4 protein-coding genes are annotated in these 3,901 nt (G+C 28.7%); all 4 read left to right on the top strand.

Features of this window, described 5'->3' with window-relative positions; genetic code table 11:
- Window positions 1-86 precede the first annotated feature (86 nt).
- The 4 genes from ACODSI_RS14890 to ACODSI_RS14875 all read left to right on the top strand — a co-directional run bounded on the left by ACODSI_RS14890 (window position 87) and on the right by ACODSI_RS14875 (window position 3,841).
- Entirely contained in the window at window positions 87-659 is a 573-nt protein-coding gene (locus ACODSI_RS14890; RefSeq protein ID WP_488917647.1) for a hypothetical protein, read from the top strand.
- 209 nt (window positions 660-868) lie between these two features.
- Window positions 869-2,389: an ATP-dependent nuclease gene (locus ACODSI_RS14885; protein WP_488917646.1), complete on the top strand. Its 1,521-nt coding sequence runs from the start codon at window positions 869-871 to the stop codon at window positions 2,387-2,389.
- A gap of 186 nt (window positions 2,390-2,575) precedes the next feature.
- Window positions 2,576-3,136: a hypothetical protein gene (locus tag ACODSI_RS14880; protein WP_488917645.1), complete on the top strand. Its 561-nt coding sequence runs from the start codon at window positions 2,576-2,578 to the stop codon at window positions 3,134-3,136.
- 201 nt (window positions 3,137-3,337) lie between these two features.
- Window positions 3,338-3,841, top strand: coding sequence for a hypothetical protein (locus tag ACODSI_RS14875; protein WP_488917644.1), 504 nt, complete (start codon window positions 3,338-3,340; stop codon window positions 3,839-3,841).
- Window positions 3,842-3,901 lie beyond the last annotated feature (60 nt).

Here is a 3,901-nt window from a genome sequence, read left to right as displayed (position 1 = left end):
ATTTGTTTTCGTCAGTGTCGAAAATCGCCACTGGCGCAAGCGACGAAACGTTAGCGGTCAGCTTAAAAAAACGAAAAAATAGAAATATGGGATTAAAAATTAGCACTATCGCAGCATTTCCAGAAAATGTTGAAAGAAGTTATTATCTGTACATATTGGATTATTATAATTGGGATGAACCAATTGGAAATACTTTGAGGAATAGTTTTGACAAAATAGCGAAATTTGCAGCTGAAAATGATTCAGTTGCTATTCAAGGTATTCCTGAAAGTCATTTCTATTCTGAATTAATGTCTTGGGAATCTGTTAATGGAATTGATCCAAAAGAATTACTTCCTGCATTAATGATTACTACAATTCATCCAAAATATTTTTTAGACGGAAATGATAAGCAATCTTATAACGCAAAAGTACCAGAAGACAAATTAATTTTTATTGAAATAGGAAAAATTTGTAAAACGCCACAAGATGTATTAAAACTTATCGAAAAAATATTTCAAGATATCAAAGACAAAAAAGATATTAAAGATTTTAAAATAAAAAAAGAATTAAAAGGTGGTATTGGAAAAATACTAAATGACACAATTATACTTGAACCAAATATTGCTGGAATTGGAGTAAACATAAATAATATATTCAAATTCCTTGGAAGAAAATAAATGAACATAAAAAGCCGAACCGCTAACACAGGTTTTATGCTATTGCTGCGCTTGGGCTTTTTTGGACACTTGGTCTTTTATCTTTTTTCTTTCAATTCAAGTTTTTTCTTTCAAAGTTTTCGGTATATTTGTTAACTCCAGTCTTTAAAATACGCAACAGACATAAAGCCTGGGAACGTTAGGCGAAATTATTTTACATCATAAAAGAAATGAAAATTACAGCAATAGAACTAACCAATATTAGAGGTTTCAAAAGATTGCCAAAAACAGATTTTTCAGATTCAATTAATATTTTTATTGGGCCTAATAATTCTGGAAAATCTACTATATTGAATACTATTTTCAATTTGCAAAGAAATACAATAAATAAAAGCGACATAACTATTGGAGAAAAAGATGGGAAGGTTGAATTGTTTTTTAAAGGTAATCATAATGGTATATCAAATGGTTTATTTGGTAATCCAAACGCAAATATAAGCTTAGTATATTTACCATCAACTAATGCATGGACAATAAGAAATATTGCAGGAATAACTCCTAATTCTTTTCAACGTATTAAAGAAATTGAACCAAATAATTTAATTTATCCTTATCTTACGAAAAGAAAATCAATAAATTTTGAAGATCAAATAAATGAAGCACATACAAATTCTGTATTGGGCAACTTTACAAATCTTTTTTCCAAAATAGATAGATTAGTAACTCCTCAGTTCCAACCAGGTAACAAGCTTTATATTGATGCTTGCAATAATATTCTTGGATTTGAAATTTCTACACTAGCAAGTCCAAAAGGCAAAAAAGGCGTTTATTTTATTCATAATCAAGAACATATCCCATTAACTGCTATGGGAGAAGGTGTGACTAATATTATAGGTTTAATTACTGATTTATGTGTTGCAGAAGATAGGATATTTTTAATTGAAGAACCTGAAAATGACATTCATCCTACTGCACTAAAAAATCTTCTTAATTTCATAATAGAAAAATCGGAAACGAATCAATTTTTCATTTCAACACATTCAAACATTGTTATGAAAAATCTTGGAGGTGTTGAAAATTCAAAAGTTTTCAATATTACATCTGAACGAAGTGATGCTAAAAGACCCAATTTATTTATTTCTAATTTAGCTGAAATCCCTAATAATTATGAAGACAGAAAAAATGTTTTAGAAAATTTAGGTTATGAATTTAATGATTTTGGATTTTGGTCAGCATGGCTTTTCTTGGAAGAATCATCAGCAGAAATCCTTATAAGAGAATGGTTTATAAAATGGTACACCCCAAAACTAATAAACAAGTTAAGAACATTTTCTTGTGGTTCATTGTCAAAAGTAGTACCTAAATTTGATGATTTTAATAAACTTTTTGTGTTTCTACATCTAGAACCATCATACAAAAATAAGGTCTGGGTTATAGTTGATGATGGTGCTGAAGAAAAATTAATTATTGATCAATTAAAAATGATTTACACTAAAAATGGATGGGATGAAAAAAATTTTTCTCAATTTTCCGAACATGATTTTGAAAAATATTATCCAAAAAGATTTCAAAAAAAAGTTGACGAAATTCTTGCAATAGGAAATCGTCAAGAGAAACGTGAAGAAAAAAAACAACTTTTAGAGGAAGTTAAAAATTGGATATCTCAAAATGAAAAAATAGCAAAAGAAGAATTTAGTGTTTCAGCAGAATCGGTTATTAAATATTTAAAAAAAATTGCCTCAAAAGTATAACTTCGCCTAACAGCCGTTTGCGCCAATGGCGTGGCTCGGGATTTATCAGAATGCGGAAGTGAATATCTTTTTTCTTTCAATCACGCATTTTCTTTCTAACTTTTCGGTATATTTGTTTTCGTCAGTGAGCGAAAACCGCCACTGGCGCAAGCGACAGAACGTTGGCGGAAATGCTAAAAAAACGAAATGGAAAAGACAATATCGAAGATAAAATATCATTGCGAAAATAAAAAATATTGCAAAATATTACGCAAGTTTGCGAAAAATTCTCGTGGAGAAACTAGCGGATTTATAGTTGACTATTCAGAAGAATTTATAATTATCCAAGAATCTAACGAATTCGATATTCTAGGTTATTTCGTATTTCCAATTTCAACGATTGAAGAAATTAGATATAATAATTCCGACAAGTATTATGAAAAAATACTCAAAGCAGAAAATGTTATTGAAAAAGTTGGTTTGAACCACAAAATAGAACTTAGAAATTGGCAAACTATTTTTAAATCTATTAAAGATTGTGGACTAAATGTAATAATTGAAAATGAAAATCCTGAAGATGAAACTTTTGACATTGGACCAATTACTAAAATAACTGGAAAATCAGTTTTTATAAATTATTTTGACTCAAAAGGCTTTTTAGATGAAGAAGAAACCGAAATCAAATGGAATCAAATAACGTTGGTGAAATTTGATGATCGATATATAAATATTTTCAGCAAATATTTACGAAAAAGAAAGCAGAAATAAATATAAGCACTATCCGCCAACACAGGTTTTACGCTATTGCTAGGCTTGGGTTTTATTTGGAAAGTTTAGTGAATATCTTTTTTCTTTCTATAGACATTTTTTCTTTCAAAGTTTTCGGTATATTTGTTAACGCCAGTCTTAAAAATACGCAACAGACGTAAAGCCTGGAAACGTTAGCAGCAAGCTTACAACACCAAAACGATGAAGTACTTACTTGTAATTTTACTAATTCCAACATTAATTTTAGCACAGAAAGTCAAGCGTGAAGATGTTTTCATGGTAAATTACATTGATCCTTCTGATACTATTAAAATTGGAAAATCTCAAATTTCTTTTGTTGAAGTTGAATACTTGTATAAAAAAGAAAAACCTACAAATAAATTAATATTATTCATTGATTTAAAAAATTATGAAGACGTATTTAAGAAAATAATTAACGACAGTTTTAAAGATGAATATAGTAAATTTAATTGGTTCACCATTTTTGCTATAGATTATGAAAATTTAACGGAAACTGAACAAAACTTAATTGAACTTTTGGATGAATATAACATGAAAAAAAATGACAGAACATTTTTAAGAGAATATAAATTTGATAATGGAAAAGCTATATATGGAACAAAAATTAAAAAATTGTCAAGTTTTACAGTTTATTATCTGAAAAATGAAAGTGAAATTTGTTCTCTATTTAAGTGTGAAAAATAAGCCAGCTGCTAACAGCCGTTTGCGCCAATGGCGTGGCTTGGGATTTATCAGAATGCGGAA

This window comes from Flavobacterium sp. FG139, assembly GCF_057809695.1.
This window is presented reverse-complemented; position numbering and strand designations above follow the sequence as displayed.

Bases quoted from the DNA above. Each gene is read 5' to 3' on its own strand.
- ACODSI_RS14890 (WP_488917647.1), top strand. From the start codon at position 87: ATGGGATTAAAAATTAGCACTATCGCAGCATTTCCAGAAAATGTTGAA.
- ACODSI_RS14885 (WP_488917646.1), top strand. From the start codon at position 869: ATGAAAATTACAGCAATAGAACTAACCAATATTAGAGGTTTCAAAAGA.
- ACODSI_RS14880 (WP_488917645.1), top strand. From the start codon at position 2,576: ATGGAAAAGACAATATCGAAGATAAAATATCATTGCGAAAATAAAAAA.
- ACODSI_RS14875 (WP_488917644.1), top strand. From the start codon at position 3,338: ATGAAGTACTTACTTGTAATTTTACTAATTCCAACATTAATTTTAGCA.